Origin of the sequence: Streptococcus sp. 20925_1_24 (assembly GCF_041432335.1) — a bacterium.
Classification (GTDB): Bacteria; Bacillota; Bacilli; order Lactobacillales; family Streptococcaceae; genus Streptococcus; species Streptococcus mitis_BM.
Window position 1 is genome coordinate 63,129 of record NZ_JAPVZM010000002.1, and the last position, 17,185, is coordinate 80,313.

Here is a 17,185-nt window from a genome sequence, read left to right on the forward strand (position 1 = left end):
TATTTAGCTAGATTTTTCAAGAGGATTAACGATTTTTTGACAAAATCTTTTCCTATAAAAAATTAAATTCAATGATTACTTTGCAAACTTCATTTTCAGTTTAATTGTTCAAGAAAAATATAGTAAATTACGGTTATCCTATTTTATCTTAGCCTATTTTTCTTGACTTTACTTGGTTTTTCTTTTAATATATATGTATAAATATATAAGGAGGTTTGTGATGAATATTTTGCTTTCTGAAACAGAACAAAATCTGCTAGTGTTACTGGAAGAATTAACCAAACACCATGATTGGATAGAGCTCCCAGTCTTGGCTGAAAAGCTAAATTTTTCAACAGAAGAATTGCAAGAACACCTTTTAAAGCTTGAACAGTTATTTCCAAACCTCCTGCTTCAATCAACAAAAGAAGGTATTCAGTTGCAGTTTGAAGTCCGAAACTCCTTAGACCCTAGGATTGCTATCTTTGAACAATCTAAAACCTACTCTTTTTTGAACCGTCTCTTTTTCAAAGAGGGACAATCACTTGACCAAATAGGTCAGGAACTTATGATTGGCTGCGAACAAGTTCAGGAAATCATCCAGCATCTAAATACTAAACTCCCGCAACATTATGGCATCAGCATACAACTTTCCCCTTTAGTCATTGAGGGAACAGAAGAGAACATTCGCGCCTTTTATCTAGACTATTTTAGCCAAAGTTACAGTTTTCTTGATTGGCCCTTTCCGTCTATCTCTGAAGAATCACTCACTCACTTGATTCAGCTATTTTTGAACGCCCAACAAGTTTCACTTACCCTCAGCAGTCTACGGCAAATCAAATATACCCTAGCTATCAATCTAGAGCGGTTTAATATGAGTCATTTGATTGAAAATCCTACTCCCCTTTTAACCAGTCACTACAGCTCTCTCATGCAAATTCCGCAGTTTGAACAAGATATCAAAAAGCTGGCTAAAAATCTCCATTTTGAACCTACAAAGAAAACACTGGAACAGCTCTTTTCAAACCCAATCAAATCTTTTCAAAGCACAAACAATCCTAACAATGGAGCACTGGGCGATATTCATCATATCCAAAAATCCTATCATTTATTGAGTCAAATCTTAGAAGAATTATCTAAAGAATTTCACCTACAGATTGAAAATCGCGAGGAATTGATTTGGCTCCTCCACTACACTGCCCAATCTGATTTCTTCCATCTACTTAGTGAACAGTCTCTTGACAAACAGAAATCCCAGATTTTAAACAATTATCAGGCAGAATTTCCAAAACTATTTGAAGTAAGTCAGCACAAATTCCAATCGTATCTGACTGAAATGGGGCTAGAAAATAAATCCATTAAACTACAAGAACTTGTCTACACCTTTTCGATTCAAGGACAACGGATTTTAGTCCAATTACTTCAAAAACTTCCCAAAATACGTGTTTTAGTCATCAGTCATCTAGATAGCCATCACGCACAAAACCTTATCGACACCCTAACTCACTACGGTAACAATCTCTATCTATTTGATTCTTGGGAAGAATCTACTATTTCTTTCTCAATTCTCAATCAAATTCCACACGATATTGTTATCACTACCTTTCCTGTTTCCAATTGTCCAAAACCCATTATTTGTAGTCGGAATCTTTCTACTGCAGAACTATTTCACCACCTCCACCTTTTGGGTTCACAAATTCATAAAGAAAGACTAGCTTAGTCGTAACAGAAAACCTGTTGCGATTTTTCTTTTATTTTAATTTTAAGAAAACGCTTGCATATTGTTTTACTACATGCTATACTGATATAGAAATTTATTGATTGGAGAATCATTATGAGAAAAACACCATCTCACACTGAGAAAAAAATGGTCTACAGCATCCGTTCCCTCAAAAATGGAACTGGTTCTGTCCTTATCGGCGCAAGCTTTGTCCTACTTGCCATGGCTACACCAACTATCTCAGCCAACGAAACCACAACAGCTAGTGCTGAAGCGACCAACACTATTACTCAACCTCTTACTGATACAGCAGACATCGCTGGAAAGAACGAAAGCGATTTTTCTTCACCTAACAGTGCAAACGCTTCCCTAGAGAAAAAAGAAGAAAAACCTGCAACAGAGGCAACCACTCCTGCTGCAACTCCCTCCGATTCAGCACCACAAACCAGACAAGATCGTTCAAGTGAGTCAACTACTTCTACTAGTCCAGCAACGACTGAAACTAAAGCAGAAGAGCCCATCGAAGACAACTACTTCCGTATCCATGTCAAAAAACTTCCTGAAGAAAACAAGGATGCTCAAGGACTCTGGACTTGGGACGATGTTGAAAAACCTTCTGAAAACTGGCCTAACGGAGCCTTGTCCTTCAAGGATGCCAAAAAAGATGACTATGGCTACTACCTAGATGTCAAATTAAAGGGAGAACAAGCCAAGAAAATTAGCTTCCTCATCAATAATACAGCTGGAAAAAATCTGACCGGCGATAAATCGATAGAAAAACTGGCACCAAAGATGAATGAGGCTTGGTTAGACCAAGATCACAAGGTTTTCTCTTACGAGCCACAACCTGCAGGAACTATTCGCGTCAACTACTACCGTACAGATGGCAACTATGACAAGAAATCTCTCTGGTACTGGGGTGATGTGAAAAATCCAAGTAGTGGTGAATGGCCTAACGGAACAGACTTTATGGCTACAGGCAAATATGGTCGCTATATCGATATCCCACTCAAAGATGCAGCTAAAGATCTTGGATTTTTATTACTAGACAGAAAGAAACAAGGAGACGATGTGAAAATCCGTAAAGAAGATTATAAGTTCACAGATTTGAAAAATCATAGCCAAATTTTCCTAAAAGATGATGATGAAACCATCTACACCAACCCCTACTATGTGCACGATATCCGCATGACAGGAGCTCAACACGTAGGAACTTCTAGCATTGAAAGTAGTTTTTCAACACTTGTCGGTGCTAAAAAAGAAGATATCCTCAAACACTCCAACATCACTAATCATCTAGGAAACAAAGTAACTATCACTGATGTTACAATCGATGAGGCTGGTAAGAAAGTGACCTACAGCGGAGATTTCTCTGACACAAAACATCCTTATACCGTTAGCTACAACTCTGACAAATTCACTACCAAAACAAGCTGGCGCCTGAAAGATGAGACTTACAGCTATGATGGTAAACTTGGAGCTGAACTCAAAGAAGAAGGAAAACAGGTTGATTTAACTCTCTGGTCACCAAGTGCTGATAAGGTTTCTGTTGTTATCTACGACAAGAATGACCCTGAAAAAGTAGTTGGAACTGTCGCTCTTGAAAAAGGGGAAAGAGGAACTTGGAAACAAACTCTAGATAGCACAAACAAACTAGGCATCACAGATTTCACTGGCTACTATTATCAATACCAAATCGAGCGTCAAGGTAAAACTGTTCTTGCACTCGATCCTTACGCTAAATCCCTCGCTGCTTGGAATAGTGACGATGCTAAGATTGACGATGCCCATAAAGTGGCTAAAGCTGCCTTTGTAGATCCAGCTAAACTAGGACCTCAAGACTTGACTTATGGTAAGATTCGCAACTTCAAATCGCGCGAAGATGCTGTCATCTATGAAGCTCATGTGCGTGACTTCACTTCAGATCCTGCCATCGCAAAAGATTTGACTAAGCCATTTGGTACTTTTGAAGCCTTTATCGAAAAACTAGACTACCTCAAAAACTTGGGTGTAACCCACATCCAGCTCCTTCCAGTCTTGTCTTACTACTTTGTCAATGAGTTGAAGAACCACGAACGCTTATCTGACTATGCTTCAAGCAACAGCAACTACAACTGGGGATATGACCCTCAAAACTACTTCTCCTTGACTGGTATGTACTCAAGCGATCCTAAGAATCCAGAAAAACGAATCGCAGAATTCAAAAACCTCATCAACGAAATCCACAAACGTGGCATGGGAGCCATCCTGGACGTAGTTTATAACCATACAGCCAAAGTCGATATCTTTGAAGATTTGGAACCAAACTACTATCACTTTATGGATTCCGATGGAACACCTCGAACTAGCTTTGGTGGTGGACGTTTGGGGACAACTCACCATATGACCAAACGCCTCCTAGTTGATTCTATCAAATATCTAGTTGATACCTACAAAGTGGATGGATTCCGCTTCGATATGATGGGAGACCATGACGCCGCTTCTATCGAAGAAGCTTACAAGGCTGCACGCGCCCTCAATCCAAACCTCATCATGCTAGGTGAAGGTTGGAGAACTTATGCTGGTGATGAAAATATGCCTACTAAAGCTGCTGACCAAGATTGGATGAAACATACCGATACTGTCGCTGTCTTCTCAGATGACATCCGTAACAACCTCAAATCTGGTTATCCAAATGAAGGTCAACCTGCTTTTATCACAGGTGGCAAACGTGATATCAACACTATCTTCAAAAATCTGATTGCTCAACCAACCAACTTTGAAGCAGACAGCCCTGGAGATGTCATCCAATACATCGCAGCCCATGATAACTTGACCCTCTTTGACATCATCGCTCAGTCTATTAAAAAAGACCCAAGCAAGGCCGAGAACTATGCTGAAATCCACCGTCGTTTGCGACTTGGAAATCTCATGGTCTTGACAGCTCAAGGAACTCCATTTATCCACTCTGGTCAGGAATATGGTCGCACCAAACAATTCCGTGACCCAGCCTACAAGACTCCAGTAGCAGAGGACAAAGTTCCAAACAAATCTCACTTATTGCGTGATAAGGACGGCAATCCATTTGACTATCCTTACTTCATCCATGACTCTTACGATTCTAGCGATGCTGTCAACAAATTTGACTGGACTAAAGCTACAGATAGAAAAGCATATCCTGAAAATGTCAAGAGTCGTGACTATATGAAAGGGTTGATTGCCCTTCGTCAATCTACAGATGCCTTCCGACTCAAGAGTCTTAAAGATATCAAGGACCGTGTCCACCTCATCACTGTCCCAGGCCAAAATGGTGTGGAAAAAGAAGATGTAGTGATTGGCTACCAAATCACTGCTCCAAACGGAGATATCTACGCAGTCTTTGTCAATGCGGACGAAAAAGCTCGCGAATTTAATTTGGGAACTGCCTTTGCACATCTAAGAAATGCTGAAGTTTTAGCAGATGAAAACCAAGCAGGACCAGTTGGAATTGCCAACCCGAAAGGACTTGAATGGACTGAAAAAGGCTTGAAATTGAATGCCCTTACAGCTACTGTTCTTCGAATCTCTCAAGGCGGTGCCATCGTTGCCCCAGCTGTGGAAGAAAAAACAGAATTTGATCTTTCTAGCTTAACACAAGAGCAAGGTCAAAATAACGGCCAAGACACTATTCCAAACCGAGTAGTCAAACCTGAGCAGCAAACTCCAGCTCCACAAACTAAACCTGATTCTGCAAAACCAGATACAAAAGTAGCGGATGAGGATCATAAACCTAGCCAAGCTACAACTGATTCACAAGCTGAACAACCAGCACAAGATGCATCTGTAAAAGAGGCGGTTCAAAACGAATCGGTAGAAAATTCTATCAAGGATAATACACCTGCACCCCTAGCTAAACAAGCTGAACTTCCAAATACAGGAACCAAAAACGATCACAAACTCCTGTTTGCAGGAATTAGTCTCCTCGCCCTTCTAGGTCTCGGTTTCTTACTAAAAAACAAAAAAGAGAACTAAACTAGCCCTCCTATAGAAAAATCCCCCAAGCATTATAGCTCAGGGGATTAATTTTTGTACAATATTTGTCGTCCTAATAAGCTTGATTAGGATTTTTTATTAAGCCTCTTTCATGGCAAAATAAGCCCGTACTTTTGGAGCCACTTGCGTGCCGAAGAGTTCAATAGCTCTTAGAACTTGTTCATGAGGCATAGAACCAAGCGGTAGATGGAGCATGAAGCGGTCCAAACCTAAATCCTCTATCATGCGAATCAATTTTTCTGCCACTTGATCTGGATTACCCACAAACATAGCACCATTTGGCCCAACTTGTTCAAGGTATTGCTCATAACTCAATTCTTGCCAATGAGGACGGTCTTTGGAAATAGCATCCACCACTTGCTTGGTCGGATGGAAATAATCTTTCACAGCCTGATCGCCATCCTCAGCAATCCAACCCCAAGAATGGGCTCCGATCTTCAGCTCATGACTGGCATGGCCCGCTTCACTCCCAATCTCACGATAAGCCTGAATCAATTTTTTAAAATAACGTGGATTGCCACCAATAATAGCATAGACAATCGGCAGCCCCGCCTGAGCAATCTTCACCGTTGATTCGACATGACCACCTGTCGCTATCCACAAGGGCAATTTGTCCTGAACTGGACGAGGATAGACTTCTTTGCCAGAAATTGTTTGGGTCAATCGACCTTGCCAGTCTAGTTTGGTCTTTTCATTGACTAACTGAAGCAAGTCTAATTTTTCATCAAATAGAGCTTCGTAGTCTTTCAAATCATAACCAAATAGCGGGAAAGATTCCGTGAAAGAGCCCCTTCCAGCCATAATCTCCGCTCGTCCATTTGACAAAGCATCGATAGTGGCATACTGTTGGAACAAACGAATCGGGTCCATGCTTGACAAAATGCTGACTGCACTGGTCAAACGGATTTTTTTGGTATTGACTGCCCCAGCTGCCAAAATAATCTCTGGAGCTGATACTGCAAAATCCGCTCGATGATGCTCACCAATCCCATATACATCCAAAGCAACCTTGTCAGCCAACTCAATCTCCGCCACCAACTGACGAATGCGTTCGGCATGACTGTAAGTCTGTCCAGTTCCCTCAAGCTCCGTTGTTTCCCCAAATGTTGAAATTCCCAATTCTACCATTGTGATTCTCCCTGTCTACCTCTGTCCTTCAATTTGAAAAATTATTCTAATACTCAATGAAAATCAAAGAGCAAACTAGGAAGCTAGCCGCAGGCTACTCAAAACAGTGTTTTGAGGTTGCAGATGGAAGCTGACGTGGTTTGCATTTGATTTTCGAAGAGTATAACACGAATCTTGAGTACAAGCAACCCATTTGCTCACAAGAAAAAGCCTAGATAAACTAGACTTTTTTAGCTTATTCTACCGTTACTGATTTAGCAAGGTTACGTGGTTTATCCACATCAAGACCACGGTGTAGTGTTGCAAAGTAAGCGACCAATTGCGTTGGTACAACCATTGAGATTGGTGAGAGGTAAGGGTGTACGGTCGTAAGGACGATATCGTCTGTATCTTTGGCAACATTCTCTTCTGCGATAGTAAGCACCTTGGCACCACGGGCTGCGACCTCTTGGATATTTCCACGAGTGTGGTTAGCAAGAACTGGATCAGACAAGAGGGCCAAAACAGGCGTTCCTTCTTCAATCAAGGCAATGGTTCCGTGCTTGAGTTCTCCTGCCGCAAAACCTTCACACTGGATGTAAGAAATCTCTTTGAGTTTGAGACTTGCTTCCATGGCTACGTAGTAATCTTGACCACGTCCGATGTAAAAGGCGTTACGAGTGGTTTCAAGAAGCTCGCGAACCTTGGCTTCAATGGTTTCTTTCTCAGAAAGAGTTGATTCGATAGACTGAGCTACGATTGACAATTCATGAACCAGGTCAAATGCTGACGCTTTAGCATTGCCATTTGCTTCTCCGACTGCTTTTGCAAGGAAGGCAAGGGCTGCGATCTGTGCTGTATAGGCCTTAGTTGAGGCTACGGCAATTTCAGGACCTGCATGAAGGAGCATGGTATGGTTGGCTTCACGTGAAAGAGTTGAACCTGGGACATTTGTCACTGTCAAGCTCGGAATCCCCATTTCATTAGCCTTGACCAAAACCTGACGGCTATCCGCTGTTTCACCAGACTGGCTGATAAAGATGAAAAGTGGTTTCTTGCTGAGAAGTGGCATACCATAGCCCCACTCAGATGAAATTCCAAGTTCAACTGGTGTATCTGTCAACTCTTCCAGCATCTTCTTAGAAGCAAATCCTGCATGGTAAGATGTTCCAGCTGCAAGGATGTAGATGCGGTCTGCATCTTGAACAGCCTTGATGATAGCTGGATCTACCACTACTTGACCAGCCTCATCTGTGTAGGCTTGGATGAGTTTACGCATAACAGTTGGTTGCTCATCAATTTCCTTGAGCATGTAGTAAGGGTAAGTTCCTTTACCGATATCTGATAAGTCAAGTTCCGCAATATAACTAGCACGTTCACGACTGTTGCCATCATAGTCTTGAACTTCCACGCTATCAGCCTTGACGATTACCAACTCTTGGTCATGAATTTCCATGTATTGGTTAGTCTCACGAATCATAGCCATGGCGTCTGAGCAGACCATGTTGTAGCCATCTCCAAGACCAATCAAGAGTGGTGATTTATTCTTCGCTACATAAATGACATCTGGATTTTCAGAGTCAATCAAGGCAAAGGCATAAGACCCACGGATGATGTGAAGGGCTTTTTTGAAGGCTTCAAGAACTGAGAGACCTTCTTCTTCCGCAAATTTCCCAATCAAGTGAACAGCGATTTCTGTATCTGTTTGCCCCTTGAAGTGGTGCCCTGCAAGGTATTCTTCCTTGATTTCGAGGTAGTTTTCAATCACCCCATTGTGAACCAAGACAAAACGTTCAGTCTCAGAGCGGTGTGGGTGAGCATTGTCCTCAGTTGGTTTCCCGTGAGTTGCCCAACGAGTATGTCCGATACCAGTTGTTCCCTCAACACCAGCCGTCTTGGCAGACAATTCTGCGATACGACCGACAGCCTTGACTAGATGATTTTCAGCACCACCTAGGACAAAAATCCCCGCAGAATCATAACCACGGTATTCGAGCTTTTCAAGCCCTTGAATCAAAATATCAGTTGCATTTGTGTTTCCAACAACACCAACAATTCCACACATAGTATATACTACACAGACCAGCTGTGCTTTCTCCTTAAAATTGGTATAGTCTGATTCCTCTTTTATAGAATCAGCAAAAACAGTATATACTTGTTTCTTTCACTTGTCAAGAATAAAAATTGGTATAGTTGAAATTAAACTCCTGTAAGTAAAAGCTCTGACCAATTAGGACAATCAGTCAGAGTCTTTTTTAAAATCCATTATTGTCGCTTAGTTCCTTGAACCAGTGCCCTGATTTCTTCAGACGGCGTTCTTGCGTTTCCAAGTCTAGTTCGACCAAACCATAGCGGTTTTTATAGCTGTTGAGCCATGACCAACAATCGATAAAAGTCCAAATTAAGTAGCCCTTACAATTGGCTCCGTCTTCAATGGCACGGTGCAGTTCACGAAGATGACCTTTTACAAAGTCAATACGATAATCATCTTGAATCATTCCATTCTCACGGAATTTTTCCTCTCCTTCAACACCCATACCATTTTCTGTCAACATCCATTCGATATTACCATAATTTTCCTTGATATTTTGGGCGATGTCATAAATCCCTTGCTCATAAATTTCCCAGCCACGATGAGGATTGATTTTACGTCCAGGCATCACATAAGGTTCGTAAAAATGTTCTGGCAAGAGTGGACTCTCTGGATGTTTAGCAAATCGAGGTGCCATAACACGCAAAGGTTGATAGTAGTTGACACCGAGGAAGTCCACCGTATTATCACGAATGAGTTCCAACTCCTCCTCCGTAGTATCAGGTAAGAGACCGTGTTCATGCAAGATTTCTACCAACTCCTGTGGATAAGTCCCCAAAACAGACGGATCTAAGAAAGATTGGGCCTGAAAAAGGCCCGCAATACGAGCAGCTTTGACATCAGCAGGATGCTGGCTACGTGGATAAGCCGGTGTCAAGTTGAGGACAATCCCAATTTTGGAATCAGGTAAGAGTTCATGACAGGCCTTGACCGCTAGACTGCTAGCTAATTGTGTGTGGTAGGCTACTTTAACCGCCGCTTCTGCATCCACCTTATGTGGATAATGTGCATCGTAGAAATAGCCAAATTCTACAGGAACGATAGGCTCATTAAAGGTAATCCATTGATCCACTAAATCTCCATAAGTCTCAAAACAGAAACGAGCATAGTCTTCATAGGCTGAGACAGTCGCCTTATTTTCCCAACCATCGCCATCCTCTTGAAGTGAAAAAGGCAAATCAAAGTGGTAGAGATTGACTAACAGACGAATCCCCTTAGCCTTAATAGCCTCAAAGACCTTACGATAGAAATCCACACCTTGAGGATTGACTTTTCCACAGCCTTGTGGAAAAATCCGTGACCACTGGATAGAAGTCCGAAAGGCCGTGTGACCAGTCTCTAACAAAAGCTCAATATCCTGTTCCCAATTTTCATAAAAAGTCGATGTCTTATCTGGACCAATCCCATTATAGTAACGATTTGGCTCCACTTGGTACCAGTAATCCCAGAGATTATCTCCCTTGCCGTCACCAGCTACACGCCCTTCTGTCTGCGGCCCAGAAGTGGAGGATCCCCAGACAAAATCCTTTGGAAATCTTAGCATATATTTACCTCTTTATCTAGTCATTTTTCCCATTATACAGAAAAAACAAGGTAAAAACTAGTTACATTTTTTCCTTGTTTTTCTTCTGATTATAGTTTTTATTTTTTGCTGAGGATTTCAAGCGTTTCAAGTAAATTATCTGCATGAACTTCGATAGTATCACCAGTCGCTTTAATCTTAACTTCTACGATGCCATCGGCCGCTTTTTTACCCACAGTGATGCGGATTGGAAGACCAATCAAGTCGCTATCGCTAAATTTAACACCGACACGTTCGTTACGATCGTCCGTTAAGACTTCGTAACCAGCTCCCATCAAGCTTGCTTCAAGTTTTTCTGTCAGAGCTTGTGCTTCTTCGTCCTTGACATTGACAGTAATCAAGTGCACATCAAATGGTGCCAATTCTTTAGGGAAATTGATTCCCCAAGCGTAACGGTATTCACCTTTTGGTGTTTTGTTAACAAAGAGGCGTGCGTGTTGCTCCATAACGGCTGAAAGGAGACGGCTAACACCGATACCGTAACATCCCATGATAATTGGTACAGCACGGCCATTTTCATCCAAGACATCTGCTCCCATGCTTGCTGAATAACGAGTACCGAGTTTAAAGATGTGACCAATTTCGATACCACGCGCAAAGTTAAGGACACCTTGTCCGTCTGGAGAAATTTCACCCTCACGAACTTCACGGATATCCACATATTCTGCAGTAAAGTCACGACCTGGGTTCACACCAGTCAAGTGATAGCCATCTTCGTTAGCACCCACAACTGCATTGCGAACATCTTGCACCTTACGGTCTGCGATGATTTTAACATTCTCTGGTAAACCAACTGGGCCAAGTGAACCAAATCCTGCTTGAACAAGATTCGCCACTTCTTCTTCGCTAGCAACGTCAAAGAAATCTGCTCCCAAGTGGTTCTTCAACTTAACTTCATTGAGTTGGTCATTTCCAACTAGAAGGGCCGCAACAAGCTCCCCATCTGCCATGTAGAAGAGGATTTTGATCGTTTGTTCTTCTGGAACGTTTAGGAAGGCTGCCACTTCATCGATTGATTTAACATCTGGCGTTGCAACACGAGTCACTTCCTCTTCAGCGACAACACGGTTGCTTGGTTTGTACTCGTTTGTTGCCATTTCCAAGTTGGCCGCATAGCTAGATTCACTTGAGTAGGCGATGGTATCTTCACCAGAGACCATCCATTTAAGCAATTCTGCCTTGATTTCTTCTTGCACCTCTGCAGGAATCTCATCAAATGAGGCAACTGACTTGTCCAAAACAACCCAGCGGTCAAGGTCTGTACGAGCAGGTGTAATGGCCATAAATTCTTGGCTGTCCTTACCACCCATGGCTCCACCGTCACCGATGATAGCCTTGAAGTCTAATCCACTACGAGTGAAAATACGCTCATAGGCAGCTTTGTACTCGTCATAAACACTGTCCAAACTATCATAGTTAGCGTGGAAGCTGTAAGCATCCTTCATGATGAACTCACGTGTACGGAGAAGTCCATTACGTGGACGTTTTTCATCTCGATACTTAGGTTGGATTTGGTAAAGGTTGAGTGGCAATTGCTTGTAAGACTTAACAGAATCACGAACAATAGCTGTAAAGGTTTCTTCGTGAGTTGGACCTAGGATAAAGTCTGATTTTTCACGGTTTTTTAGTTTGTAAAGGTCCTCACCATAAGTTTCGTAACGACCTGATTCGCGCCACAATTCTGCACTGAGAAGGGCAGGAGCCAACATCTCAACGGCACCAATCTTATCAAACTCTTGGCGCATGATGTTTTTGGCTTTTTCAATCACACGGTTGGCAAGTGGTAGATAAGAATAAACACCTGCAGATACTTGACGAACATAGCCAGCTCGCAACATAAGAGCATGACTGATAACTTGAGCATCGCTTGGCATTTCGCGAAGCGTTGGGATAGGCATTTTACTTTGTTTCATAATATTCCTCGATTATCTAAAAAAGAGTCGCATAATGTCATTCCAGGTCACAGCAATCATCAAGACAACCATGATGACCACTCCGGCCAAGGTGACATAGGTTTCAATTTCTTGTTTTAATGGTTTACGGCGGATAGCTTCTAGGATATTGAGAACAATCTTACCACCATCCAGAGCTGGAATCGGAATAAGATTAAAAATCCCGATATTAATGGAAATCATTGCCAAGAAGTACAAGACGTTTTCAATTCCATTTTTAGCAGCATCACTACTTTCCTTAAAGATGGCAACAGGTCCACCTAGCTTGTTCAAATCCGGTTGTAAAATCAGATTTTTCAAAGCCGATAGAATTCGGAGAGCTGAGTCAGCAGCGGTTGTGAAACCACCCACAAACATGGATAGAAAGTCCGACTTAATTCCCGGTTGAACACCTAGAAGGTAACGACCTTGATTTTCTTCAGGAGTAACAGTGACTTGCTTGTCTCTACCCTTTTCAGAAATAGTCACATCCAAGGTTGGGGCCGTCTTATCTTTGGTTTCTGCTTCCACAGCCTGAATCAAACTTTCCCAGTTGCTAATCTCATGTGAGCCGATCTTGGTAATCTGAGCTGTTTCTGGCACTCCCACCTTAGCCAAGGCCCCTTGAGGCATGACATGGAACTGATTGGTATCAACGTCTCTGACACCACCCTGCATGAAGATTAAAATCCAGAAAACAACGACACCTAAGATAAAGTTATTCATAGGGCCTGCAAAGTTGGTAATCAGTTTCCCCCAGATAGTCGCATTTTGATATTGCACATCCAAAGGAGCAATTCGAACCTCCGTTCCATCTGCTTCCACAACCGTTGCATCGTGATCCACTGCAAAAGTTTTTTCTTCTTCCAGAACCAAGCCCTTGATAAAAAGCTTGTCCTCAAAGTCAAACTGGGTCACCTGCATAGGGAGGGCTGTTTGATCCAATTTTTTACCTGAAAGATTGATGCGTTTAACCTTACCATCATCAGTAAGCGTCAAACTGACAGGAGTTCCTGTCTTGATTTCAGTTGTATCATCACCCCAACCAGCCATGCGAACATAGCCCCCAAGAGGCAAGATTCGAATAGTGTAGGCCGTCCCATCCTTGCCAATGTGAGCAAAGATTTTGGGTCCCATACCAATGGCAAATTCACGTACTAGAATTCCTGATTTCTTGGCAAAGTAGAAGTGCCCGAACTCGTGCACCACCACAATAATCCCGAAAACCAGAATAAAGGTTAAAATTCCGAGCATAGTATTTCCTCCGTCTTTTGATTAAAAGAGTCCAAACAAGTGCATAATTGGAAATACAAGCAACATACTATCGAAACGATCCAAAACACCACCATGTCCAGGGATAAATTTCCCAGAATCCTTGACACCAAAGTGACGCTTGATCGAACTTTCTAGTAAATCACCAAATTGTCCAGCAATGCTAAAGAAAATAGCAAATACCGACATCTTGTAAATTCCATACGGAAGAGCGACTGTACTGTCAACTATCATAAAGATGATGGTTACTAAAATTGCTCCTAAAATACCGCCCAAGGCACCTTCAAGGGTTTTATTAGGAGAAACTGTCGGAGCTAATTTTCGTTTACCATAGTTCATCCCAACAAGATAGGCACCACTGTCTGTCGCCCAAACGATACATAAGGCTAATAGTGCCTTATCTAACCCTGCAATTCTAGCATCTAGTAAAGCATTAAATCCAAAGCCCACGTAGAAACTCATAGCAAGCGGGAAAACCGCATCCTCAATCGTATACGACTTGCTAAAAACAGTCGTTCCTAACATAATTGAAATCAAAACACTGTAGGCAACCACATTCCCATCAACTGGCAAAAAAGTCAGGTAATTCTCCAAGGGAATGGTCAAAGCAAAGGTTGCAAAGAGGGTCAAGAGGCCCTCCATTGTCATGGTCTCTAGACCTCTCATCTTCAAAAGTTCATGCATGGCTAGCATGGCTATGATTCCAATTGCTATCTGAAGCAAGAGTCCCCCAATCATTAAAATTGGTAGGAAAATAGCCAGGGCAATCCCTGCAAACAAGGTTCTTTTCTGTAAATCCTGTGTCATATTTCCTCCTAAACTCCTCCAAATCGGCGATGACGACGATTGTAGGCAAGAATGGCTTCCTGCAAGGCCGCCTCGTCAAAATCAGGCCACAAGGTATCCGTAAAATAGAGCTCACTATAGGCTCCCTGCCATGGAAGGAAATTGCTCAAACGCAATTCTCCACTAGTACGGATAATCAAGTCTGGATCTCGTAACTCCTTAGGCAAATGCTGGGTAAAAAGATAATTACCAATCAATTCCTCTGTGATGTCACCTGGGTTGATTTTAGCATCTAACACATCCTGAGAAATCAACTTAAGAGCCTGTGTAATCTCAGCACGTCCACCATAGTTGAGGGCAAAATTAAGAATCAAACCTGTGTTGTTCTTAGTCAATTCCTCAGCCTTAGTCAGAGCTTCAAAGGTTTGCTTAGGCAGGCGGTCCGTTTCCCCAATCATTTGAATCTTAACATTATTCGCATGCAATTCCGGGACATAATTATCATAAAACTCTACTGGCAAGTTCATGATAAACTTGACTTCCTGATCGGGGCGGGTCCAATTTTCCGTAGAAAAAGCATAGACCGTAATAACCTTGACGCCTAGTTTGTTGGCTGCCTTGGTCACAGTTTGCAATGCTTCCATGCCCGCCTTGTGTCCGAAGACTCGCGGTTGCATACGTTTTTTAGCCCAGCGGCCATTGCCATCCATGATGATGCCGATATGAGCAGGAACCTGTGTCGGAACCTCTACTTCCACAGCCTTATCTTTCTTAAAAAATCCAAACATGATCTTATTCCTATTCAAAAATCTATCGTTTCATTATACCATATTTCCCTATTTTCTTCTATCACTAAGCTATTTATTCTCAGGCACAAAGCCCATTTTTCAAAAAAATAAGCCGCCTGATTGGGCGACTTTATTTTTTTATAGGGAGATTATTATGAAAAAGTTTTAGGAGTTTAAGTTAAGGTCTTCTTAACTTATGAACTTAGTATACACTTCCTAGCTTAAAGTTTCCTTAAGTATTTTTAAAAATCAAATTTTCCCATTTTTCCTGCCAATTTTTCTTGGATAATCGTGTTTGATAGAGCTTCATTCGATCTTCATTCTCTAAAAAATGAGGAGTAGGACGAACTTGAAAATTCAAAATATCTTCCAAACCATAAGATGCATAGAGTTCAAAATCGGATTCTTCATTCAAGCGTAATCCAACAGCCGTACATCGTTCTGGATACTTACTCATAGCATCACGAGAACTGCTATAGGGAGAAGTGTGAGGACTGTGCTGGTGCATATAGACCTGATTTTTCAATTCCCACTGATACTGAGGAAAATCCGCTCTCAACTTTTTCTCTAGGGAAAAGGTTTCCTCATAAGAAATATCTGGATCAAAGAAAATCACATCTACATCTGTTTCACAGTCAAAAGGGGATTTGTCTGACAAGAGATTCCAGATAAAATTTCTGACAGAACCTGCTGCCAACCAGGAATCTGTCAATTTCAGGTTTCGGATGATCGTCAGAATAGACATCATGTCAGGATTTTCTCTAACACTATCTAAGATTTCTTGTTTATTTTTCATTGTACTCATACCCCAAATGCTCATATGCCTTAGCAGTCGCCACCCGTCCAGAACGTGTTCGCATGATAAAGCCTTTTTGAATCAAGTAAGGCTCGTACATGTCTTCGACAGTCTCGCGCTCCTCGGCGATATTGACAGAAAGAGTTCCTAATCCGACAGGACCACCACCGTACATCTCAATCATGGTACGAAGGATTTTTTGATCCACATAGTCCAAACCTTCATGGTCAACATCCAGCATGGTCAAAGCCTTATCGGTAATAACATCATCGATAACCCCATTCCCCATTATCTGGGCAAAATCGCGCACGCGTTTGAGGAGACGATTGGCAATACGAGGGGTCCCACGACTACGTAGTGCCAACTCAGATGCTGCCTCATGAGTGATTTCCATCTCAAAAATATCTGCCGTCCGCTCGACAATTTCTGTCAAATCAGCATGAGCATAATACTCCATATGACCTGTAATCCCAAAACGTGCCCGTAGTGGATTTGAGAGCATACCAGCCCGAGTCGTCGCACCAATCAAAGTGAAAGGTGGCAACTCCAAATGAACACTGCGACTACCTTCACCAGCACCAATCATGATATCAATGTAAAAGTCCTCCATGGCACTATAAAGCACCTCTTCCACCGACATGGGCAAGCGATGAATCTCGTCAATAAAGAGGACATCCCCAGGCTCTAAGTCATTCAAAATCGCTACCAGATCTCCTGCTTTTTCAATGACTGGACCCGAAGTCTGCTTGAGATTGACACCTAGTTCGTTGGCAATAACAAAAGCCATGGTCGTTTTCCCCAAACCTGGAGGCCCAAATAAGAGGACATGATCCAGCGCTTCATCCCGCATTTTGGCAGCTTCGATAAAGATTTGGAGCTGATCCTTGACCTTATCCTGCCCAATATATTCACGTAAGTACTGAGGACGGAGCGTGCGTTCTACTAACTCCTCATCCCCCATTATCTCATTATCTAAAATTCTACTCATGGCTCTATTATATCAAAAATCCAAGCCACAAACAAAAAAGCCACCTAATTAGGCGACTTCCGACTTTAGCACGTATGTGGTATAATATTGTTCGGCACTGCTACACCGCCTACGAAAGGAGGTGAGATAGCCC

Annotated in this window: 11 protein-coding genes; 2 read left to right on the plus strand and 9 right to left on the minus strand. The window is 42.2% G+C overall.

What is annotated here, in order from left to right; all coding sequences use genetic code 11:
* Nucleotides 1–220: 220 nt before the first annotated feature.
* Both O3650_RS01620 and O3650_RS01625 read left to right on the plus strand, forming a co-directional pair.
* Entirely contained in the window at nucleotides 221–1,699 is a 1,479-nt protein-coding gene (locus tag O3650_RS01620) for a M protein trans-acting positive regulator PRD domain-containing protein (protein WP_371491430.1), read from the plus strand.
* Nucleotides 1,700–1,813: 114 nt separating this feature from the next.
* Nucleotides 1,814–5,689, plus strand: a complete 3,876-nt coding sequence (locus O3650_RS01625) for a pullulanase (RefSeq protein ID WP_371491432.1) — start codon at nucleotides 1,814–1,816, stop codon at nucleotides 5,687–5,689.
* A gap of 99 nt (nucleotides 5,690–5,788) precedes the next feature.
* On the opposite strand, the gene O3650_RS01630 is transcribed toward O3650_RS01625, so the two are convergent.
* From O3650_RS01630 to ruvB, 9 genes are all read right to left on the minus strand, one after another.
* Nucleotides 5,789–6,838, minus strand: coding sequence for an LLM class flavin-dependent oxidoreductase (locus O3650_RS01630; protein ID WP_153226259.1), 1,050 nt, complete (start codon nucleotides 6,836–6,838; stop codon nucleotides 5,789–5,791).
* A gap of 235 nt (nucleotides 6,839–7,073) precedes the next feature.
* Nucleotides 7,074–8,882 (minus strand): glutamine--fructose-6-phosphate transaminase (isomerizing), encoded by a 1,809-nt coding sequence (gene glmS, locus O3650_RS01635; RefSeq protein ID WP_371491434.1) that lies wholly within the window; start codon nucleotides 8,880–8,882, stop codon nucleotides 7,074–7,076.
* Nucleotides 8,883–9,072: 190 nt separating this feature from the next.
* Complete coding sequence (gene bglA / locus O3650_RS01640) at nucleotides 9,073–10,452, minus strand: 6-phospho-beta-glucosidase (protein WP_371491436.1); 1,380 nt, start codon at nucleotides 10,450–10,452, stop codon at nucleotides 9,073–9,075.
* Nucleotides 10,453–10,550: 98 nt separating this feature from the next.
* Nucleotides 10,551–12,404 carry a proline--tRNA ligase gene (locus O3650_RS01645; protein ID WP_203175581.1) on the minus strand — a complete coding sequence of 618 codons (1,854 nt, stop codon included), beginning with the start codon at nucleotides 12,402–12,404 and terminating at the stop codon, nucleotides 10,551–10,553.
* 12 nt (nucleotides 12,405–12,416) lie between these two features.
* Nucleotides 12,417–13,676: an RIP metalloprotease RseP gene (gene rseP / locus O3650_RS01650; protein ID WP_261083005.1), complete on the minus strand. Its 1,260-nt coding sequence runs from the start codon at nucleotides 13,674–13,676 to the stop codon at nucleotides 12,417–12,419.
* 21 nt (nucleotides 13,677–13,697) lie between these two features.
* Complete coding sequence (locus O3650_RS01655) at nucleotides 13,698–14,501, minus strand: phosphatidate cytidylyltransferase (RefSeq protein ID WP_203175585.1); 804 nt, start codon at nucleotides 14,499–14,501, stop codon at nucleotides 13,698–13,700.
* Between the two features lie 8 nt (nucleotides 14,502–14,509).
* Complete coding sequence (locus O3650_RS01660) at nucleotides 14,510–15,268, minus strand: isoprenyl transferase (protein ID WP_000466722.1); 759 nt, start codon at nucleotides 15,266–15,268, stop codon at nucleotides 14,510–14,512.
* Between the two features lie 232 nt (nucleotides 15,269–15,500).
* A complete protein-coding gene (locus tag O3650_RS01665) occupies nucleotides 15,501–16,073 on the minus strand; it encodes a nucleotidyltransferase family protein (protein WP_203175587.1) in 573 nt (190 codons plus the stop codon).
* Entirely contained in the window at nucleotides 16,054–17,052 is a 999-nt protein-coding gene (ruvB, locus tag O3650_RS01670) for a Holliday junction branch migration DNA helicase RuvB (RefSeq protein WP_009014280.1), read from the minus strand. The genes O3650_RS01665 and ruvB overlap by 20 nt, the downstream gene beginning before the upstream one ends.
* Between the last annotated feature and the right edge of the window lie 133 nt (nucleotides 17,053–17,185).